Source organism: Thiohalomonas denitrificans, assembly GCF_900102855.1.
GTDB lineage: Bacteria > Pseudomonadota > Gammaproteobacteria > Thiohalomonadales > Thiohalomonadaceae > Thiohalomonas > Thiohalomonas denitrificans.
Genome location: NZ_FMWD01000005.1, coordinates 293,033 through 312,666 on the forward strand (window position 1 = coordinate 293,033; position 19,634 = coordinate 312,666).

Genomic DNA, 19,634 nt, shown 5'->3' on the forward strand with positions numbered 1-19,634 from the left:
TCGATAATGGCTTCGCGAATCTCGCAAAAATCCGGCGTCTGCGTTCCCGGCCGGAAAAGACAGATTATGGCGCGGACCGAACGAACTTCATTGGACCTCGGGACGTGCCTGATCGGCCCTGCTCCTCGTGTACTGAACGCCCTCTTTCTCCCATTGCCTGTTAACGAAACGCTGCCAGCACACCGAGTATTGCCGGACCGATCGCGACCAGAAAGAACGATGGAAACAGACACAGCACCAGCGGAAAGATCATCTTCGTACCGATCTTGGCGGCTGCCTCTTCCGCTTTCTGCATCCGTCGATCACGAAATTCTGTCGCAAAGATGCGCAGGGCATCGGCAATGCTGGTGCCAAAACGCATGCTCTGCACCAGCAGCGTGACGAGGCCGCGCAGCTCTTCGAGTCCGGTTCGTTCCGCGAGGTTTCTCAACGCATCCGTATGGGAAACACCGGCACGGACTTCGACATTGACCAGCGACAACTCCCCGGCGAGCTCGGGATGACTGACCCCCAGATCATCCGCAACGCGCTGTATGGCCCCTTTCAGACCGAGCCCCGCCTCCGCACAGACCACCAGCAGGTCAAGGGCATCCGGCAATCCCTCCATGAGGCGCCGCTGGCGAGCAGTTACCTTTTTGTGAAGTACATAATTGGGACCAAACAGGCCCACTCCTCCACCGGTCACTGCCGCAAACAGTACTTGCTGCATCGCTAACCCCGGGATCCAGGCAGCGACAAAAAACACCAGCATCGGGAGTCCTACGGTAAGCATGATCTTTAGGGCAAAAAAGGAACCGAGAGCATTGGGTCGACGAAAGCCAGCCTGAACCAGCTGACGCTTTACGTGGGCCTGCTCACGATGGTCCTTGGGAATAATGCGATGGTAATAGGGAGTCAGACGCTCCATGAAACGGGCGGCAACCCCCTTTCGGCCGATCGAGGAGTCCTCCGTCAAACGCTGCAGCCGCTGGCGCGTCGGACTGTTCAGCCCGTTGACCAGCAAAAGACCCGCCACGCCAAACGAGAAGGCCGCTACGCCCATGACGATGCTGAACACAACCGATACCGCCTCGGGTGATCCCGAAAGCCGGCTCAACAGTGCAACGAAGTAATCCATGTCCCCACTCCTGTCAGACCTGGATACGTAACAGTTTTCGAATCCAGAAAATGCCAATCGTCCCCATGACAACGGCACCCACCACCAGCTTTTGTCCCAACGGGTCGTTGATCAGCCGCGGCAGATAGTCGGGCGTGGTCACCGAAATGGCCGCAAAAAGACCCAAAGGCACCAGCGCCAATACCCAGGCCGAAAGACGCGCCTCGGCCGAAAGCGTCTTCACCCGACGCTGGAATCGGAACCGGGCGCGAGTCACCTCGCTGATCTTCTCCAGAATTTCGGCCAGATTGCCCCCGGTCTCCCGCTGTACCAGTACCGCTGTCACCAGCGCCATCACGGTGACGCTCGGCACTCGCGACAGCAGTCCGAGCAGTGCCCGACGCACATCTCCGCCATAGTTGATATCGGCGAAGACGATGGCGAACTCACGGCCAATCGGAGGTTCGAGGTCGTCGGCAACCAACCGCAGCGCCTGGGTGAAGGGGTGCCCGGCCCGCAAGGCCCGCACCATGACGCCCACCCCGTCCTGGAGTTGCTCCTCGAACTTCGCGATGCGCCTGGCACGGTCAACATGCAGTTTGGCGTAAGCGGCCATCACCACCCCGACACCTGCCAGGGCAGCCCAGCCCGGATGCCCGATGAAGAGCCCCACGACCAGTACTATGCCTGTCGCCGCCCCGAGGGCCTGGAGCACCAGTTGATGAACGGATTTCGTGTACCCAGCCTGTTCCATGGTCACTGCCAGTGCCGCCATTCCCGGCAGCTTCTCCATCGCCTGCTCCAGGGCGCTTTTCGGCTTCTGGCGGCGCCGTACGCCGCGTGCCGGCCCCGGATCCTCGGCCGCCATCTCTTTCAGCCTTCTTTGCAGACGCTTGCGCACGGCCCGGCTCTCACCGAAGACCGGCACAACGAAGCTGAAGGTCAGCAACGCTACCGCCGCAAAGACCAGCCCGATAAAGATCAGCGTTTCAGTTGAACCCCATTCCATGTCCGAAGCCCTCCTCTGGTTCGTACATGTCGAGCCCCATATCGATACCGTGCTGGACCAGCCGTTCGTGGCACTGGGGTACCACGCCGCTGGCAATGAATTCGCCCTTCACCCGGCCCTCCTCATCCAGACCGCGGCGGCGAAAGGAGAAGATTTCCGACATGGTGATCATCTCGCCCTCCATGCCGGTGATCTCCTGCACGCTGACCACGCGCCGGCCGCCATCCTGCTGCCGTTCCAGCTGAATCACGAAGTCCACTGCGGAGGCGATCTGGGCACGCAGCGCGCGAGGCGGAATATTGACTCCCGCCATGGCCACCATCGACTCGATGCGCGTCAGCGCATCACGCGGAGTGTTGGCGTGGATGGTGGTCATAGAGCCGTCGTGGCCGGTATTCATAGCCTGCAGCATGTCCAGTGCTTCGGAGCCACGGACCTCGCCGACCACGATGCGGTCCGGCCGCATACGCAACGCATTGCGGACCAGGTCGCGCTGGGTAATCTCCCCCCTCCCCTCGATATTCGCCGGACGGGTCTCGACCCGGACCACATGCGGCTGTTGCAGCTGCAGTTCCGCCGAGTCCTCGATGGTGACAATCCGCTCGTCCGAAGGTATGAAGCCCGACATCACGTTCAGCAGCGTCGTCTTGCCGGAACCGGTGCCGCCTGAAATCACCACGTTCAGTCTTCCGCGTACTACCCCGTCGAACAGTTTCCTGATGGTCGCTGACATCGCACCCAGCTCCACCAGCTTGTCTGCATCCAGGCGTTCAGCAGGAAAGCGTCGAATCGACAGGGTTGGACCATCGATGGCCAGGGGTGGGATGATGACGTTCACGCGGGAGCCGTCATTCAGCCGCGCATCGACCATCGGCGATGACTCATCGATACGGCGCCCCACACGGGAGACAATACGGTCGATGATATTCATCAGATGCGCATCGTCATGAAAGCGCGCATCGGTCTGCTCCAGCTTTCCGTAGCGTTCGACGTAGATGCTGTGGGCGCCGTTGACCAGAATATCCGATACGGTGGGATCGGCGAGGATCGGTTCGAGGGGACCGAGGCCGAGGATTTCATCCTCGATCTGACGCACTATGCGTTGCCGCGCCGTCACACTGAGGGGAATGGCCTCAGCCTCGATCACCTCACGGCTTACCTCCCGGATCTGGCGTCGCGCCTCCTCTTCACCGAGCCCGGACAGCAGGGACAGATCCAGTACGGTCAGCAACTTCTCATTGATATGCCGCTTCCACTTCTCCTCCGTTCCCCGTGAGTCAGCACTCTCCCGGGTGGCCGGCAAATCGCTGACGTCGGCCGCCACATCTGCATTGATTCGATGTCGCATCATTCCCTATCCCCGATTCCATCCCAGTAGTGAAAATCCCAGTCGACTCTTCGGTCTTTTCGCCGACTCGGGTTTGAGTAATCGGCCCATCTTTTTTACCGCCTGCCCGAAGGCGCTCCTGGGTGCGGCTTCCATCACCGGAATTCCGCTGTTGACACTCTCGGAGATGCGCTCGTAATCATTGGGAAGCCGCTCCACCTGGACACCTCCAAGGGCCTTCTCGATGTCCTGCACCGATACGGTTCCCCGCTTCTGCCAGCGGTTGACGACCGCCACGATCCGTTTCGGATCGAGCCCGGCATATCCCGCCGCCGACTCGATGAAATGCTTGGCCTCCCGCAGATGAGCCACGTCCTGCTGCAGAACCAGAAAGACCCGATCGGCAGCACCCAGCGCTACCGCCGACGAGAGATCAATCTGACGGGGAATGTCGACAATCACGCGGTCACAACTCCGTTTCAGAAGGCCCAGAATACGTTCGATGTATTCCGGATGCGGTGAGTACCCGATTGCGCCGCGCCCGGTCGGGGAGAGGAGCCGCAGACCACTGTGATGTCGCAGCAGGTAACCCTCCATCGCCACCTCATCCATCTCCAGGGCCCTGTGAATGGCCTCTTCCAGACCGCCGCCGGTCGGGCTCAAATCCAGCAGCGTCGGCAGGGAGCTGGTCTGGAAATCCAAGTCCAGCAGCGACACACGCATCCGCTCCCCGACCAAGGCAAGCGCAAGGTTAGCAGCCACAACACTGCTGCCGGCCCCGCCTTTGGCTCCAACCACCACCGCAAGCTGCGGACCCGATTCCGTCACACTGCTGTTTGGAACAGTGGCGCGCTGGTCACTGGCAAGCTGGCGAAGTGAACCGTTCAGATCATCGGCCGGCACCGGAAACGCAAAGTAGTCCCGGGCGCCACCGCGCATTGCCATGCGCATCGCCCGGGTATTTTCCCTGGGTCCTACGATGACCGTCGGCACCCGGGTTCCGACCGGGCGATCGGCCAGCACTCTGAGTTCCTCCTCCCAGTTGCCGGAAAGGACAAAGATCAGTACCGACGGCAGTTCGCGGACCCCGTAGAGCGGATCGATATGCCCGTTGGTGATCAAACGAATCGTAACCCGCCATCCCGAACTCACTTCAACGAGTTTCTGAATGGAATCCAGTTCATCCCTGGCGCGTCCCGCCAGAAGCACTTGCCATTCGCCAGACATCTGGTAACGACTCCTTCCGATAAATTTCCTGTCTAACCGAAAGTCCCGAAACAAGTCCGCACGTTCCACTCTGGTACGTAGCCCAGGCTTTCCACCGGAACCGTGGTACTCGAATCGGGCAGCGTGAAGCTGCTGAAGGGAAAAAACAGCTGGTAGGAATAACCCGTGATAGCCACCCGGACAAATGCCGCATCCTCGTACGACAGGGTGGCTGCCCCATCCATGTTCAGATACTCGACGCTGACATGGCCGGTATTCATTCCCTGCAGTACGCGACTCTCCGTTCCACCATCCGCGGCCTCGAAAATCGCCGCACGTCTCACGCTCGAATGGTCGAAGGGACAGACAGCGGCAATGCGGGCCGCCCGACGGGTGGCCTCCTCGATCATGTTCCAGGCAAAGAAGGCCCGACCCGCCTCGATGATGCCGAACAGCAGCGTAAAAAAGAGTAGCCCGACCAGTGCAAACTCCACCGTACTGATCCCCTTCTGCCGCATCCCCTTCTGCCACATTACAGTGCCCTCATGGTGACGGACGCCTGAAAGGTCCGACCCGGACCGACATCGTTGCCGAAACCGAACACCGGCAGTATTTCGAAAATCGGCCGGTACTGGTAAGCAGCAGAGATCTGCACGTGGTCTGTATCCACCTGTGTCACCGAAACATCGGCTGTGGCCAAACCCTCCAGAAGCGGCTCTCCCACTCCCGGCTCCCCGTAGACCACGAGATTACGCGCTGTGGTCGCCACCTCATCGCTGAGGATGATCTCGCCGGTGGTGTCGGGGGTGGCCTGTTCGGCCAGATACCGGCCCCCGTCGCGAACCGTTTTGGTAAGTGTGTTGTAGTGATAAAACATGCTTCCAAACTCGGCCGTCACCATCAACAGAATGAGAAGCAGCGGCAGCACGATCACGAATTCCACCAGGGCAATGCCCCGCTGCGATTGGCTACGAATCAACACTGTCCGGATCCTTGTAGAGAACAACCTTGTGCAGGGTACTTCCGGAGGTGGGATCGGTTACCGGCTCTTCCGCGGCGCTCCCACTGGCCGGACATTCATCGACAAACTGTCCATAGATCTCCTGATCCCCTCCCTGTTCCGCGGGGCGGGTAAGGAAAAAACAACCTATACCGAGTACATCGACTTCTCCCCGCCCGTTGGTAGTAGTCGAGCAGTCACCGATGGGCACAGCCAACATGCGCCGGTTCGGCACCCCTTCAGGTTCCGGATAGTCGTGTGGTCCGTCCGCCTGACGCTCCTCATAATCTGCATGCCAGAAAAAATTTTCATCCGAACTGAAATCGTAATGAGTCACCGTATCGGGGCTCGCATCTTCGGGCCGCATGGGACCATTATAAATTCCGAACCGGGTGTTCAATCCCTGGGCCACCGGACCGACCGTATTGCCGGGCTCCGTGGTCATCGTATCGCCTTCCGTAGTACAGGCTTCATACTCTCCGGCCAGCCCCCCCCGCACACAATCTGCGCCGGTTCCGCAACCGAGGGAGAGCAGCTGAAAGTTACCCGGTCCCACCTCGGAACCGTCACTGCCTGCCCCCGATTTCAGGACCTCCTCCTCGGCACCGGCGGAGTAGCCGAAATGCTCTGCATCCGGATCGCCGCAGACCATGACCGGCACCAAATCGCAAACCAGGGAGAGCGGAGGACTCGGCCCGGCAAGAGCGCTCCCGCCTACCGTCAGCATTTCACCTATGCCGGGGAGTACATGAGCAAACCAGGTCGCAAACTGGATTTCGTCTACCCGCACACGAATGTACTGAGGCTCCGTGCCACCGGGCACGAAGGGTTGGTAGGTATCCGACAGTTCTACCAGCGGGACAGCGTCCCCTGTCAGAAACAGAGCCGGCAGATTGCTCCCGTAGGTCGCGATGGCCGCATTTTGCCCCTGTTCCGCAGATCCGGTTTCATTGAGCACTTTCGCCCCGCTCAACGCGGCCGCATCCAGCACGTTCTGCAGTTCGCTCTTGCGGGCATACGCCTGACCGAGATCGACGACCAGGCCGGCTATCCCCAAAAGCACCAGAATGCTGATGGCCATCAGGGGAAAAATGATGCCCCGCTGTTGTGAACGCATTGGCATCGGTCACATCCCGTTTGAGATGGCGGTGCTGCCGCCCACCGTTCCGGTTTCGGCACCGCGGTAATCCCGCAAGGTGCGCTCCGCCCGCTCGCCATCGAGCCCAGAGCCGTTCTGGTACGCCGGGTTGTCGGTCTGAACCCGGATCATGTGCCGTACCGATTCCCCGAAGTCATCCTTCAGCGGGTCGGGGCCGGCGCAGCCGGCCACAAACAGAGTCGATACCGCTATTCCGATTAGCTTCCGGTGCATCACTTGCTCCTTCACAGATCGTGACCAAAACGTCCCTCGACACCCCCTCTCGGGGACTCCACCGGAGAACCACCCTCCGGACCTTTTTTATCTTCACGGCTGCCCTGCAGCCGGCCCAGCAGGTAAAACTCGGCGTCGCCCGGTTCCACAAAGGAATCCGTGGGCAGGCGCACCAACTCCGGATCGATGGGGTGGGCAAAACGCGGGGTAACAAAGATCACCAGTTCCGTCTGTCCCTTAATGAACTCCTGGCTACGAAAAAGGGCTCCGAGCACCGGGATATCGCCGAGGCCGGGGAACTTGTTGACCCGTTCGCTCAAATTCTCGTTGATGAGACCGGCAATGCCGATGGTCTGTCCGCCGGCCAGCTCGACCGTTGATGAGGCCTGCCGCATTGTGAGCGAGGGTATGAAAAAGCTGGTAGAGACACCGGGCACCTCCAGCGCCACGGCGTTCTGGTTGGAAAGTTCACTCACTTCGATATCCACATCCAGGCTGATCTGGCCCGAATCGAGCACCACGGGAAGAAAGCCGAGATTCACCCCGAACTTCTTGTATTGGATGGTGACGCTGTCGTCCTGACCGGGCACCGGAAGAGGAAATTCGCCACCGGCATGAAAACGCGCGGTCTCCCCAGTCGACGTGGTCAGGGTGGGCTCAGCCAATACCTTGGCCAACCCCTCCTCCTTGGCCGCGTCGATCACGATAGTGCTCAGCGTCGTGCCATCCAGGAAACTCGCCACGAGGGAGTTCCCGCCCGTGGGAATCACGCGAGGATCGGCCAGATCATTCGTCGTACGGGATCCCGGCGCCAACAAGGTCGAAGAGGAGATATCGGCGCCGGCTCCCTCGACGGGAAACTGCAGAACCTCGCCCGACCCGGTGATGGTGCCGATGCTCAGGTTATTGTCCGCTGTTATGACGGAAAAATTGGACTCCATTCGCTTCATGAAGGTGCGGGCAACCTCTGCCACCTTTACCTCGAGCAGAACCTGTTTGGCTCCGCCCACCTGCATCATGTTAAGCACCCGCGCCCGGACGTCCTCTTCCGCATTGCCGTCCCGGCGGATCGTGCTGCGCGCCAGTTGCAGTGCCATATCCATCTTGGGCGCGCTGGAGACCTCTCCGGTCATCACGATGGCCTCCTTGGAGGCATGGACACCGATACGCTCGCCCGGAAGCAGTTCGTGCAGCTTTCTCTTCAGCAATTCCAGGTCGTGGGTGACCTGAACGTCGATGCTGCCAGTCACCTCGTTACGCCCGTTCCAGAGAATCAGATTGGTGCTGCCAAGCTGCTTCCCCAGCAAATAGAGCTGGCGCGACTGCATCATGCGAATATCCGCGACCGCGTCATTACCCACCGAGACCTTTTTGGGGGCAAAGTCGAGCGTCACCACCCGGGATTTATTCAGGGGCACTTCGATGTTGTGGATCGCGTCCGGGCGCTCCTGGGCACTGACCGTCAATGCCAGGGCTCCCACCAATCCCACCATCCATCGACTGCTTCTTCTGTTTCCCCAGTTCATTCCGGAACTCCCTTTAGTATTGTTCTACATCTGGTAACTGCTCACTCCCCGTCATTCCCGCGTAGGCGGGAATCCAGAGCGCAGCGGCATGGCTCAAAAATGGATCCCCGCCTGCGCGGGGATGACGGTTCGCCTGCGCGGGGATGACGAATCTCCTGTGTCGCACGCATGATCAACGGGCGAGCAGCTACTACATCTGTACACGGAGGTTCTCACTATCCACTCCCCGGATAATGGTGACGTAATTCCAGTTGCGGGCCGGGGCCGCACGTTTCGGCTTGGGCTTGGGCTTCGGCTCCGGTTTCTCTGCCACCTTGATCTTTTGATCGCCGGGGTTTCTCAGTGCCATTTGCAGGCTGCCCTCCTCAGTCGCCTCGACCAGTTTCTCCGCCTCTTCGGGGGTGAGTTCCAGTGTTACCGCGCGCACGATTACCGGCTCGTTTCTCTCCGGCGAGGCGGTCTGGTCCACCGCCAGCACCTTCTTGTTCATGAGCAGGATTCTCGAAGAGGCCTCCCGATTGCGATCCTTGCGGGAGGCAATCACATCGACCCGGTTACCCGGCAGCAAAAACCCCGCCACGCCGATGACATCATTGACACGGACCGTCACCGCGCGATGACCCGGCTCGATGACGGCAGCCAGAGAGCTGCCCTGCAGGTGTTCCACCGCCTTGCTCTGGTGAATGACCTCTCCGGGATAGATGGTCTGCGAGGCAATACGTCCGACTACATCTTCCCGCCTTGCGAACGAACCGGAAGGGACCGCCTCCTTGGGAATCGATACCAGGCGTACGTCCGACTCCTCGATACGCCTGCCGAACGGGATCTCAAGGGAAGCGACGGTGGTGGTGTTTTTATCCTGTTGTTCACCCCCGGAAAGTCGTGACTGGACCCACTGGTTGGCCGTCAATGCCGCCATCACCCCGAGGCCCAGCGCCACCAGAAGAATGATGGAAGTCCTGCGATTAATCATGTGTCATTCCTCTCGATTCACCAGTCACAAAGTAGTTGTCCCAGGCGGCCTCGACGGCTTCCGGGGAAAGTTCGGGTGTCCTTCCTTCATAGCGGCAGCGATCGACCACCAGTCCGATCAGATCGCGCGGATGGCAGGCGAGGAGCGGCACATCCCGCAAACGGTGGAGATGTTCAACCGTGTAGCGGACCACATCGGAAGCGAAGTCGAGGCCCTCGGCTTCGCACACCTGCTGCCAGATTGCGGTGTAGGCCCGTTCGCTGAGTTCCCCGAAGCGGACCTTGTAACCGATCCGCCGCAGGAAGGCTTCGTCGGCCAGTTCGGTCGGCGGGTAGTTGGTCGAAAACAGCAGGATCACGTCAAAAGGCACCACAAACTGGGCACCGCCGTGGCTGTGCAGGTAGTCGGATCCCTCCTCCATGGGGACGATCCAGCGATTGAGAATCGCCTCCGGCGGCACCCGCTGCCGGCCCAGGTCGTCGATGATCAGCAGGCCGTTATTAGCACGCATCTGCAGCGGTGCCCGATACTCGCAGGAGGCCGGATCGTAGTGCAGCTCCAGCATCTCCAGCGTCAGTTCGCCGCCGGCCGATACCACAGGACGGTCGCAAAGCCGGTAGCGGGGGTCATGACCGGAGTCGATGCGTGCTTCGCGGGCATTCGCCTCCAGCCGGGGCCGGTGGTACTCGGGATCGAAGACACGTACGGTGATCCCTCCGGCCTGCACTGCATAGGGAACCAGCACGGGATCGTCGAGTACCCGTCCGAGGCACCGGGAGATGAAGCTTTTCCCGGAACCTGGTGAACCGTAGACCATCATGGAGCGCCCCGAGTGCAGAGCGGGACCGAGACGATCCAGGATGTGCTGTTCGATTACGATGTCGGAGAACTTGCTGCGCAGCTGCTCCGCCGTGATCTGGCGACGCGAACTCGACTGCCATCCGACGATGTTCAGATAGGCCTCGAGAGGCACCGGGGCCGGTCCGGTATAGCCGTCGCGCATCACGGCATCGAGCGCCGCCGTGCGGCCCCGCTCGGTGAGTCCGTAGCGCACCCCGCCGTCTGTGCTACTACGCACCTCCAGCTGTGCCTCACGCCTCAGATAGTGGATGAGCGGCTCGAGCACCACCCCTGGTAGCGCGACTTCCCGAACCAGATCCGCCAGATCGGTGGGCCCCATTTTCAGGATCTGTTTCAAGAGCAGTGAGAGGAGCAACTCCTCTTTTAGGCCGGTCTCCTGCAGTGAACGGGGCCGCTTCGCGGTGGTTTCCATACTGCTATTCTCGAGGGTCTCGACGGTTTGCGGGGAATACGACATCACATCACCCCTATCCAGAGTGCACCCGCACTGCCGGCGGCAATCGCCAGTGCATAAGGGAAATGCAGCCGTCCCGACTCCCTCACGATCAAGGCGTTCGCCAATGCCCCGGGGAGCGGCACATAGCGCTCGACCACATAGACGGCGATAGCCAGTAGGCCACCAAAGACAAGGGTCAACACCACCGCAGGGAGTGCCGCCATGCCGAGATAGCTGCCGACCGCCGCCATCAGCTTCACGTCCCCGGCGCCCATCGCCGACAGCGCATAGAAGGGCAGCAGCGCCGCGAAGCCGATGGCCACTCCGCCGAGTCGCTCCGTCAGTGCCACAGATGTACCGCTCCAGAGTCCGAACAGCAGCCCGGTCAGCAGGATCGTCACGCACAGCCGGTTGGAGATCCGGTGGTGCTTCACATCCTCGATCACCGCCAGACCGAGCAGTCCCGAAAGAGCAATGATTTCGCCGATCAGCATGGAATCCGTTGTCGTTGGTTGTCCTTGGGGAAAGCGGGGGACAGAGCCCCCGCTTGGTTTACACCGGTTTAACCGGCGGCCGGTTGATTCGCCGTAAGAGTGGTATCGATAGTTTCAATTACACCGGCGACGGTAACGCCAAGAGCTGAAAATGCAGCAATAGCGCCCACCGTAATCAGTCCACCCGCCACCGCGTACTCGACGATGGTCAGCCCGCTCTCGTCATCGATGAATCCCTTTACCTTCTCGAAGATACCTTTCATGGTGTTTCTCCTTTTCCTTTTTGATTCACTTCAAGTGATGGGCCGCATCCGGCGGCCTCGATACAGGTATAGGATCAGACACAATGATCCATTAGGAGCTTGTTGCGCGAATATGCAACTCTCTTGCGTGAGGGTTCTCACGGGTTCACCTGTCCGGAGCACTCCGCCCGCCATGCCCGCTGGAACTCCGAGGGAGAGGTTCCGAACTGGCGCTTGAAGAGACGACTGAAATAGGAGATATCCCGCAACCCTATCGCCCAGCAGACGTCGGTGACCGAGGCGCTTCGGTTATGCAGCAGGCGCCGTGCTTTTTCCAGCCGTCGCTCCATCAAGTAGGCCTGGAAGGTCATCCCGAAGGCCTTCTTGAAACTGCGGCTGAACTGTGAAGGATTCATGTCGCAGAGCCTCGCCGCCTCTTTTTGGCTGATGGGCCGCGACAGATGACGATCGATGAAATCGGCCACCCGCGCCATCCCGACAGGAGGCCTTGAGTCCGGCCGAAAACGAGCCTCCAGGGGCATGCTGATGGCCGGCAGTATCGGGACCCGCCCATCGCCTTCCGGCTTACCCCTGGCCATGCGCTCCAGTGAGTCGATGGTCTGGTCGATCTGGCCCGGGTCGACCGGTTTGACGAAGTAGTCCCATACCCGTGAACGCAGCGCCCAGACCGCCAGCGCCTCGGAATGCTCCTCGGTGCACATCACCGCGGGGATCTTCGGAACCATCCAGCGTATTTTTTGCAGCAGCGCCAGACGCGGAAGGTCCGGAAAATCGAACTCGAAGAAGATACCGCAGGGGGTGTGCTCCTTCACCTCCACTTCGATATCCTCCGTCCAAAGCACGGTTCGCAGGCGACAGTTCTCTTCCAGCAAATACTGAAGCGAAGGGGGTAATGCATACTGACGCAAATCGACAAGGAGTACTCTCGGCTGTTCCATACCGTCTCCCGAATCCCTGGATGTGATGAACAAAGAGTGCTGGTGGTCATTCCCGCAAACGGGTGTGTGCCGGTGGATTCAACAGTTGTTATGTATAGCTGAAAACAGAGTCCGCTCAAGGTAGCAGCCGCTTGCTCGAACCTTCCCGTCCTATCCAAGTCCAACGGGAGTTAGCGTGACAGATGGAATATCGCCGCGGGGGCGCACCTCCTACCCAGTCATTTGCATCCGTAGGAGGGGCGCCTCGCCGCGACCAACCTCGGGAATACGGCCACCGCGGGGCGCGCCCCTACCCGGTCATTCGCACCGGTAGGAGGGGCGCCCTCGCCGCGACCAACGTTCGGAATTCGGGCACCACGGGTGCGCACCTCCTGTCGCGAAATCTGCCGATGCCTGAGAATACCGGCGGCCTCCGGACCCGGTGGCATGGTATGCTGTCGCGTCCCTTTTCACCGAACCATTTGAGCCCAATTATGAAGCGCACCCCGGGGGGTCGCAGCGACAGCGAAAACGGCGAGGAGCGAATCTCCAACGTCTATCTCGAGCGGGAGGGACGGAACCGGATCGACCAGGTGCTTTCGACGGTTGAGGATGCACCGTGGAGCATCTCCCTCGTGCAATTGGCCTGGACCGCAGGCCCGGTAACCTACATCGCCGCCCAGGGTGGCTACTATCTCGGCTACAACGAATTCCTGCCTCTCGATCGGATGGCCTTCTTCGTCGGCTATACGGTTATCGCCGGCATCATCGGTATCCTGACCAAGGTCGTTTACGATACCCATGCCAAACGCAAAAAGAGACGACAGGACGAGGCACTGACCACGGTTATCGATCGGCTGCCGGAGCTGATCTTCGCCGTTCGCAATCTAGCCCTGGAGCAGCTGCCACCGGATCAGCGCAAGCGTGAAGCGGCCTGGCACCTGTTGAAGGAGTTCGAACTGGGACCGGTTTCGCTGGCCACGGCGGTGGAGGACCTCACCGGTGACAACCATCTCGCCGAAACGGCCCAGCGAGCCGAGATCTATCGCCGCAACGGCATGCGGATCCGGGCCCAGGACCTGCTCGATGAAGAGTGGCCCCTGATCAGCGCTGTACTGGACGAACTCCACACCTCGGCTCCCGCCATGGAAGCGACCCTGCGCGGGCGGCTGGAGGGGCACGGACCCACCATCAAGATGGGTGTGCCGCGGGATGAACACTTCATCGAGCGCATCCTGGCCGCCATTGCCGAAGACAATCTGGCACTGATGACGCTCTATGACGTGGACGAAATCCTGATCCTGGCTTTCGAGCTGTTGAGCGGGCGCGAAATCCCGGTGCTGGCCTTCAACTACCGCGGATCGTGGCGTCTGGCAAGAGCCACGGACAATCTGGAGCTGGCCCGGACGCACTACCGGCTGGCCCAGGCGCGTGGATACAGCCGGCTCAAGGCCCTCATCGGCTATCTGACCGAACGCCATACCGAGCTGGCGGAGGCCGTGGCCGGCCAGCCAACGCCGGTGCTGCTGGAGAAGGCGCAACAGACTTTCGACGCCCTGCGGGACGAGATCTACGAACTGCGGGTGGATGTGGCCAATGGCAAGATCAGCCAGCTGCCCACGCTGCAGGAGAAGACGGAAACGCTCTCCACCGGTCTGGAGCTGTACCGCGCCATTCGAGATGCCTACCGGGCGCAGGGCCGTCGCCATGCCGCACTGATCCGTGCCCGCCAGCGCTGGGATTACCTCTCCAACCGGCGACCCGATTCGGCAACCGCACTACGGACCGGCCGCGGCCACTATGGCCTTCGAATCGCAGAGCGGATCATCAAGCTCGACGACGAAGACAAGCTGAAGGTGGCCGAGGCGCTGGCAAAGCCCCTGCGCTCTCTGGACCTGCGCCGCGAACCCCGCACAGTGGTGCGGGCCCAGACCGGCTTCCGGACGCTGACCGTGGAGGCGGCCAAGGATCTTACGGTAGAAGTTGCGCTGATTCTGCAGCGTTTCATCAATATCGGTTCGCCCGAAGCGCAACGTGCCATCAACGGGTCCAACGCCTCGCTGCTGGCCAATATCGAGCCCGGCATGAGCGCGGCGTCGAAAGCGGCAATCGGGGCGGCCGTGGCCAAGGAGGTCCGGGCCGATACCGGACGCGCAGCCGAGCAGCTCGCCTGGGCACTGGTTCGCCACTATCGTATCGAACTGACGGACGAAGCCATCGATTTCCTGCACAAGACCTACGGCGCCAACATCGAAACTCTCAAAGTACTTGCGGGAACTACCGAGCCCATGCCGTCGATCCCGATCAGCCAGCTTCGCACCCGTCCCCCCTCAATCCCTCCCCTGGAAGAGAGCTGGACACGCCAGATCAACCGCGCACGGCGGCTCCTGGAGCGGCACAATTTTCACATCTGAAGCTCCCAATCTTCGCGGGGGCGCGTCACTTGCCGGGCGGCCGGAACGCAGGAGTGCGTCCGTCGTAAAATGCACCGCTCCGTGGTTCGGCGCATTTGGGCGGAGCCCTCGGCTTCTCCGGTGGCTTCATTAAATGCGTTGCCTTCGGTGGACCGAGTCGGCTTAAAAGAATGCACCCTACGGGGCCTCAAATTGAAATCGCCGCAAGGGCACCGAAATGCGTAGGGTGCATTCTTCAAATGCACCATTTTCCATCCCCGGGCACGCATTATCCAAATTGGAAACCTTCGCGGGAGGCACCCCCGCCGCAAAAACATCCTTCCCCTTGGGTCATCGTCCTGTGCGGGCTTTCCGGTGGATTGCCGCATTTTCTGCAGACTGTTCGTATAGTTACTGGTTAAGAATGATGTCGTCGCACTAGCATCCGGCATTGGGCTGGCTGCGCTATTCAGCAGTATCGATAACAGGGATGAAGATGCGGTTAAACAAAATCCTCCGGATGGGTTTACTTCTGCTGTGCCTGAGCCCGGTCGCCTTGGTCGGGGCGGCGACCGTATCGATTTCCTGCGGTGCGGTTGGAGTCGAACTGGAGGTCTGTCGCGAAGGTGCCGAAGCCTGGTCCGATAAGACCGGTCATGAAATCCGTATCATCTCGACCCCCAATTCGACGACCGACCGGCTTGCTCTCTACCAGCAACTGCTTGCGGCCGGTTCGGCGGATATCGATGTCTTCCAGATCGACGTCGTCTGGCCCGGCATCCTGCAGGAGCACTTTATCGATCTCAAACAGCATATCGAACCTGAACGACTGAGGGCCCAGTTCGAGAACGTTGTCGATGCCAACAGGGTCGACGGCCGTCTGGTTGCACTCCCCTGGTTCGTCGACGCCGGCCTGCTCTATTACCGCAAGGATCTCCTCGACAAACACGGCTTCGAGGTCCCCGAGACCTGGGAGGCACTGACCCACACCGCCGAAGCGATTCAGAAGGCCGAACGCGCGGCGGGCAATCGAAACCTATGGGGGTTCGTCTGGCAGGGGCGGGCCTACGAGGGACTCACCTGTAACGCCCTGGAGTGGGTTCACAGCTCAGGCGGCGGCAACATCGTCAACGACCAGGGCGAGGTGATCATCAATAACCCGGCCGCGGTCGAGGCGATCGACCGGGCCGCCGCCTGGATCGGCACCATTACCCCGTTGGGAGTTCTCAATTATGAAGAGGAGCAGTCGCGGGGCGTTTTCCAATCCGGGCGCGCGCTTTTCATGCGCAACTGGCCCTATGCATGGTCGCTGGTGAACGGCGGGGACAGCCCGGTGCGCGGCAAGGTCGGAATTACCGCCCTGCCCCGAGGCAAGGAGGGGGTTCATACGGGAACCCTCGGCGGGTGGCAACTGGCCGTCTCGCGCTATTCCGAAGTTCGCGAAGAGGCTATCGACCTGGTGCGCTATCTCAGCAGCCGCGATGAACAGAAACGCCGTGCGATCAGGGCGGGCTACAACCCCACCTGGCCGGACCTCTATGACGATCCGGAAGTGCGAGCCGCCCATTCCATTGCTCCAACCCTGCGCAAAGCGCTGGCCGGTGCCGTGGTGCGTCCTTCCGATGTCACCGGTCGCAGCTACAATCAGGTCTCGAATACCTTCTGGAGCGCGGTGCACGCCACGCTTGCCGGCAAGGGGGATGCCGCCGGCAATCTTGCTTTCCTTGAGCGCCGGCTGAAACGGCTCCGACGCCACAGAGGTTGGTAGCTATGGGACCGCTGGCCCGCAAACGCGCCCGTGCTGCCTGGTGGTTTTTGCTCCCCTCGCTCGCTGTGTTGCTGCTGACGGCAGGCTGGCCGTTGCTGCGTACCGTCGGCTTCGGTTTTACCGACGCCTACCTGGGGAATCTGGAAAACTACTCTTTTGTCGGGCTGGACAACTTCATTCTTCTTTACCAGGACCCGTTCTGGTGGCAATCGGTACGAAACACGCTGTTCTTCACCATTACTTCGGTATCCCTGGAATTGGTCCTGGGGCTCACCATTGCATTAATCCTCAATGTCGCCCTGCCCGGCCGGGGCCTGATGCGGGCGGCGGTGCTCATTCCCTGGGCGATCCCCACCATCGTCTCCGCTCGCATGTGGCAGTGGATGTACAACGATCTCTACGGCGTTTTCAATCAGATGCTGATGGGAGTGGGCGTGATCGCCGAACCGATCGCCTGGACCGCCGATCCGGCGCTCTCGCTCTGGTCGGTGGTTGCGGTCGACGTCTGGAAGACCACGCCGTTTGTGGCATTGCTCGCCCTGGCGGCCCTGCAGCTGGTGCCCGGGGAGCTCTATGAGGCGGCCCGGGTTGACGGGGTTCATCCGGTGAAGATTTTCTTTCGTATCACTCTGCCGCTCATCATGCCGGCGCTGCTGGTGGCGATGGTATTCCGCATGCTGGATGCCCTGCGCATCTTCGATTTGATCTACATTCTGACCTCGGGCAGCCCATCCACCATGTCCATGTCGGTTTATGCCCGCCGGCATCTGGTGGAGTTCCAGGACGTGGGCTACGGTTCCGCCGCCTCGACCTTTCTGTTTGCACTGGTCGCGCTGATCACCGCCATTGTTCTGACGCTCGGGCGCAGCCACCTCGCGCGGGAGGTGCGCCGATGAGGCTCAGCCGCGCACGTTTGCTCAAACGCATCCTCTTCTACCTGCTGATAACCGTTATCCTCATCTACACGCTGTTTCCTTTCTACTGGGCAGTGGTTTCGTCACTGAAAAGCGGCAGCGCCCTGTTCGAGGCCCATCCTCTACCTATCGACCCGGCCTGGAGCAATTACACAGCCGTTTTCCAGGAGCAACCCTTCGGCCGCAACATTCTCAATTCCGTACTGGTATCAACGGCAACGGTTGCCCTCTCACTTATGCTGGCGGTCACTGCCGCCTATGCCTTCGGACGTATCTCCTTCCGTGGCCGGCTACCCCTGCTATTGACGTTCCTCGGAGTGTCGATGTTTCCACAAGTGGCCGTATTATCCGGCATGTTCGAATTGATTCGGATGCTTGGCCTCTACAACAATCTGCTCGGCCTGGTCGTCTCCTACATGATTATCACCCTGCCCTTCACCGTCTGGGTGTTGACCACCTTTATGCGGGAGCTACCGAAAGAGCTCGAAGAAGCCGCCCTGGTCGATGGAGCCACGCACTGGCAAGTGGTTACACGCATCTTTCTGCCCCTCATGGGACCGGCGCTGGTCAGCACGGGTCTGCTCGCCTTTATCACGGCCTGGAACGAGTTTCTTTTTGCCCTGACTTTCACCCTGACTAGCGAAATGCGCACTGTTCCGGTGGCCATTGCCCTCATCAGCGGCGCCAGCGCCTACGAATTACCCTGGGGCCGGATCATGGCGGCCAGTGTAATCGTCACCGTGCCCCTGGTACTGCTTGTGTTGATTTTCCAGCGCAAGATCGTCGCGGGACTGACAACCGGGGCCGTCAAGGGATAACGATCACCCCAGCGGAAAACAGGCATTTATTCACGCTGTTCCGTGTAGTAGATAGCCACCCATTCGACTGAGATTGATATGGCATCCGTAGATCTCGAAAACGTCACCAAACGCTTCGGCCGCACCGAGGTCATCAAGGGCATCGATCTTACGATTGAAAACGGCCGATTGACGGTCTTCGTCGGCCCTTCGGGTTGCGGCAAATCAACGCTACTGAGGCTGATTGCCGGATTGGAAGAGGTGACATCCGGTAAGATCCACATCGGTGATGAAAACGTTACGGATTGGCCGCCCGCGGAGAGGGGAGTGGCCATGGTTTTCCAGTCCTATGCGCTTTACCCACACATGAAGGTCTTCGATAACATGGCCTTCGGGCTGAAAATCTCCCGAACCAAACGTAACGAAATCGAAGAGAGAGTCCGGCACGCAGCCCGCATACTTCGCATAGAACCGCTACTGAACCACAAACCAGGCGAGCTTTCCGGCGGCCAGCGCCAACGCGTGGCCATCGGTCGAGCCATCGTGCGGGAGCCGAAGGTTTTCCTGTTCGACGAACCGCTGTCCAATCTGGATGCCTCCCTGCGGGTGCAGATGCGACTGGAACTGGCGTCGCTTCAGCGTGAACTCGATGCGACCATGGTGTATGTCACCCACGATCAGACCGAAGCGATGACCCTGGGCCATACCATCGTGGTGCTGAACGAAGGACGGGTAGAACAGGTGGGCACGCCACTGGAGGTTTACCGAAACCCGGCCAATCGTTTTGTGGCCGGCTTCATCGGTTCGCCGGAGATGAATTTCCTGGAACTCGAAGAAAAATTGCCAATTCCGAAGCCACCTTTACCCGAGGCCGTCACGCTGGGCATCCGGCCGGAGCATGTCATCCTGGGAGACGGTCCGCTCCAGGGAAAAATCACCCTCGTCGAACGACTCGGCAGTGAAAGCTTTCTGCACCTCGAACTGCCCGGGGAAGAGAGAGTAACGGCACGCGCTTCGGGAGATTTGTCAGCCAGGCCCGGCGACACCATGGCAATGGAGTTTCCTTCCGAACACCTTCACTTTTTCGATGACGACGGCCGAACGATCCAGGCATAGGGTGGATAAGCGGAGCGCATCCGCCTCTCCCAGCTGATTATTGGCGGATGCGCAGACACTTATCCGCCCTACGAATGGTGCTTGTGAGACCTAGGGTGCTTTCTTCAAACGCACCATTCCGTGGGTCGGCGCATTTGGGCGGTGCCCTCGGCTCCGAGGGTGGGAT

At 60.4% G+C, this 19,634-nt stretch carries 19 protein-coding genes; 5 read left to right on the forward strand and 14 right to left on the reverse strand.

The genetic code is table 11. The features are described 5' to 3' along the window. Window positions 1-160: 160 nt before the first annotated feature. The 14 genes from BLP65_RS09885 to BLP65_RS09950 form a co-directional block, all read right to left on the reverse strand. Window positions 161-1,117: a type II secretion system F family protein gene (locus tag BLP65_RS09885; RefSeq protein WP_092996147.1), complete on the reverse strand. Its 957-nt coding sequence runs from the start codon at window positions 1,115-1,117 to the stop codon at window positions 161-163. 13 nt (window positions 1,118-1,130) lie between these two features. Then, window positions 1,131-2,105 (reverse strand): type II secretion system F family protein, encoded by a 975-nt coding sequence (locus BLP65_RS09890; RefSeq protein WP_092996150.1) that lies wholly within the window; start codon window positions 2,103-2,105, stop codon window positions 1,131-1,133. After that, window positions 2,086-3,456 carry a TadA family conjugal transfer-associated ATPase gene (locus BLP65_RS09895; protein ID WP_092996153.1) on the reverse strand — a complete coding sequence of 457 codons (1,371 nt, stop codon included), beginning with the start codon at window positions 3,454-3,456 and terminating at the stop codon, window positions 2,086-2,088. Before BLP65_RS09895 ends, BLP65_RS09890 begins: the two co-directional genes overlap by 20 nt. A gap of 3 nt (window positions 3,457-3,459) precedes the next feature. After that, on the reverse strand, window positions 3,460-4,659 hold the full coding sequence (locus BLP65_RS09900) for a CpaE/TadZ family protein (RefSeq protein ID WP_092996156.1): 1,200 nt from the start codon (window positions 4,657-4,659) through the stop codon (window positions 3,460-3,462). A 32-nt stretch (window positions 4,660-4,691) separates the two neighbouring features. Continuing rightward, a complete protein-coding gene (locus BLP65_RS09905; protein ID WP_092996159.1) occupies window positions 4,692-5,171 on the reverse strand; it encodes a TadE family protein in 480 nt (159 codons plus the stop codon). Continuing rightward, the gene (locus tag BLP65_RS09910) at window positions 5,171-5,620 is read right to left on the reverse strand and encodes a TadE/TadG family type IV pilus assembly protein (protein ID WP_175452515.1); all 450 of its coding nucleotides are present in this window, start codon (window positions 5,618-5,620) and stop codon (window positions 5,171-5,173) included. Before BLP65_RS09910 ends, BLP65_RS09905 begins: the two co-directional genes overlap by 1 nt. Further along, window positions 5,607-6,755: a Tad domain-containing protein gene (locus tag BLP65_RS09915; protein WP_175452516.1), complete on the reverse strand. Its 1,149-nt coding sequence runs from the start codon at window positions 6,753-6,755 to the stop codon at window positions 5,607-5,609. Before BLP65_RS09915 ends, BLP65_RS09910 begins: the two co-directional genes overlap by 14 nt. A 9-nt stretch (window positions 6,756-6,764) precedes the next feature. Next, the gene (locus tag BLP65_RS09920) at window positions 6,765-7,010 is read right to left on the reverse strand and encodes a hypothetical protein (protein WP_092996168.1); all 246 of its coding nucleotides are present in this window, start codon (window positions 7,008-7,010) and stop codon (window positions 6,765-6,767) included. An 11-nt stretch (window positions 7,011-7,021) separates the two neighbouring features. Then, complete coding sequence (locus BLP65_RS09925; protein ID WP_092996171.1) at window positions 7,022-8,536, reverse strand: type II and III secretion system protein family protein; 1,515 nt, start codon at window positions 8,534-8,536, stop codon at window positions 7,022-7,024. Window positions 8,537-8,726: 190 nt separating this feature from the next. Continuing rightward, the gene (gene cpaB, locus BLP65_RS09930; protein ID WP_245688290.1) at window positions 8,727-9,509 is read right to left on the reverse strand and encodes a Flp pilus assembly protein CpaB; all 783 of its coding nucleotides are present in this window, start codon (window positions 9,507-9,509) and stop codon (window positions 8,727-8,729) included. Continuing rightward, window positions 9,502-10,827, reverse strand: coding sequence for a P-loop NTPase family protein (locus BLP65_RS09935; RefSeq protein WP_092996174.1), 1,326 nt, complete (start codon window positions 10,825-10,827; stop codon window positions 9,502-9,504). The genes cpaB and BLP65_RS09935 overlap by 8 nt, the downstream gene beginning before the upstream one ends. Then, window positions 10,827-11,300, reverse strand: coding sequence for an A24 family peptidase (locus BLP65_RS09940; protein WP_092996177.1), 474 nt, complete (start codon window positions 11,298-11,300; stop codon window positions 10,827-10,829). Before BLP65_RS09940 ends, BLP65_RS09935 begins: the two co-directional genes overlap by 1 nt. 68 nt (window positions 11,301-11,368) lie before the next feature. After that, complete coding sequence (locus tag BLP65_RS09945) at window positions 11,369-11,563, reverse strand: Flp family type IVb pilin (RefSeq protein ID WP_092996180.1); 195 nt, start codon at window positions 11,561-11,563, stop codon at window positions 11,369-11,371. A 137-nt stretch (window positions 11,564-11,700) separates the two neighbouring features. Beyond that, the gene (locus tag BLP65_RS09950) at window positions 11,701-12,501 is read right to left on the reverse strand and encodes a helix-turn-helix domain-containing protein (protein WP_092996183.1); all 801 of its coding nucleotides are present in this window, start codon (window positions 12,499-12,501) and stop codon (window positions 11,701-11,703) included. Between the two features lie 473 nt (window positions 12,502-12,974). On the opposite strand from BLP65_RS09950, the gene BLP65_RS09955 reads away from it, so the two are divergent. From BLP65_RS09955 to BLP65_RS09975, 5 genes are all read left to right on the forward strand, one after another. Next, complete coding sequence (locus BLP65_RS09955) at window positions 12,975-14,894, forward strand: hypothetical protein (RefSeq protein ID WP_139181471.1); 1,920 nt, start codon at window positions 12,975-12,977, stop codon at window positions 14,892-14,894. A 475-nt stretch (window positions 14,895-15,369) separates the two neighbouring features. Next, complete coding sequence (locus BLP65_RS09960; RefSeq protein WP_092996337.1) at window positions 15,370-16,641, forward strand: ABC transporter substrate-binding protein; 1,272 nt, start codon at window positions 15,370-15,372, stop codon at window positions 16,639-16,641. 2 nt (window positions 16,642-16,643) lie between these two features. Beyond that, window positions 16,644-17,537, forward strand: a complete 894-nt coding sequence (locus tag BLP65_RS09965) for a carbohydrate ABC transporter permease (protein WP_092996189.1) — start codon at window positions 16,644-16,646, stop codon at window positions 17,535-17,537. Further along, window positions 17,534-18,373, forward strand: a complete 840-nt coding sequence (locus BLP65_RS09970; protein WP_092996192.1) for a carbohydrate ABC transporter permease — start codon at window positions 17,534-17,536, stop codon at window positions 18,371-18,373. Before BLP65_RS09965 ends, BLP65_RS09970 begins: the two co-directional genes overlap by 4 nt. A 78-nt stretch (window positions 18,374-18,451) precedes the next feature. Beyond that, entirely contained in the window at window positions 18,452-19,468 is a 1,017-nt protein-coding gene (locus BLP65_RS09975) for an ABC transporter ATP-binding protein (protein ID WP_092996195.1), read from the forward strand. Window positions 19,469-19,634 lie beyond the last annotated feature (166 nt).